We start from the raw sequence: 1,278 nt of genomic DNA on the forward strand, positions 1-1,278 counted from the left end.
TATTTGTTACGTCACTAGAAATATATCTTTCTTTATCTATCTTAACATAGTTTTGTTTTTTCTCGCCGACCTACTTATCGCAGCACTTGCCCTTAATTTGATGAATCCTAACCGTTTAAGACATTGGTTCGCTCATTGCTGCTACTGTACCTCATACCATGGGAAAGTGCTGTAAATTCCGTGCGATCGCGGATGGCAGCGCTGCAGAAATAGGGGAAACTGATAGATAGGTTAAATAAAAATGAGCGAAATAAACAAGGTCGCTAGCAGTTTCAGAAGCTCTGAATCCAAGGCTGTATCTACCCCTAAACTCGCTTTGGGAGGGCGCAATATGTTGGCTTCTTTAAGGGAAACGGCTCGCGCCTCGGAATACGCAAATTCCCCATCCAAAAGCTTTGCATTCAAGGACTCCAGCATCAATGAAGGTAGATATTTTGTTTCCATAATTTTGGCTGGGGAATCTGACTGCATCGAGAAAATTACCTCGGCACTTCAAAAATATGCCTCTATCCTTATAGAGGTTGACAAAGTTCGCACAACTTCTGACGGCAGCTCGGGCCAACTTCAATTAGGCTCTGTTATCCTCAGTTCAGATTACCTCGATCCATACAAAAGTTAATTGCCAAAATCGCACAGTTATCAAATAAGCTTGATGAGATAGCTCCGGGGCGTATCTACCAATAATGCCCTTAATGGAGTCTCCAATATGAGTTCTACATTCGCTCAAGTTAACTCACAATCTTCTTTTGAAAAACGGCCACCGCGCTCCTTAGTCTTCATTGACTCCGGCGTAGAAGATTACGAGTCAATTGCAGCGGGAGTGCTGCCGGGACAGCAGGTAGTAATACTCGATCGCACCAAAAACGGCATCGAACAAATCAGCTCTGAAATTGAACAATACGCCTCTACTCACGGGGCTATTAATTCGGTTCACATTATTTCTCACGGCAATTCTGGCAGCCTGCAACTTGGCAATACTGCTCTGGGTTCACATAACATAGAGCAATACAAAAGCCAGTTGGAAAAGTGGCAAACTTCGCTAGCCCCACAAGCAGACATCATGCTGTACGGCTGCGATGTAGCCGTCGGTACAGGTGCTAATTTTGCCGATCGATTCAGTGAATTAACCGGGGCTGACGTTGCCGCTTCCACCAACACAACCGGCAGTGGCGGCGACTGGAATTTAGAATTTGCTTCTGGCCAAATTGAATCTCCCTCAGCCTTGCAGCCAGAGGCTATGGCTAGTTACCAAGGTGATTTAGCTACGATCGTAGTAGC

General features: G+C 45.2%; 2 protein-coding genes. Both read left to right on the forward strand.

Annotated elements, in window-relative coordinates; all coding sequences use genetic code 11:
• The first annotated feature begins 241 nt into the window (after positions 1–241).
• Positions 242–619: a DUF4347 domain-containing protein gene (locus tag QUB33_RS29500; protein WP_333358250.1), complete on the forward strand. Its 378-nt coding sequence runs from the start codon at positions 242–244 to the stop codon at positions 617–619.
• A gap of 87 nt (positions 620–706) precedes the next feature.
• Positions 707–1,278, forward strand: a 572-nt coding sequence (locus QUB33_RS29505) for a DUF4347 domain-containing protein (RefSeq protein ID WP_333358255.1), incomplete at its 3' end; no start/stop codon positions are given.

Source organism: Microcoleus sp. B3-A4, from assembly GCF_036705385.1.
Lineage (GTDB): Bacteria > Cyanobacteriota > Cyanobacteriia > Cyanobacteriales > Microcoleaceae > Microcoleus.

What these genes read in the sequence shown, in the direction of transcription:
- QUB33_RS29500 (WP_333358250.1), top strand. Translation starts at nt 242, where the DNA reads ATGAGCGAAATAAACAAGGTCGCTAGCAGTTTCAGAAGCTCTGAATCC.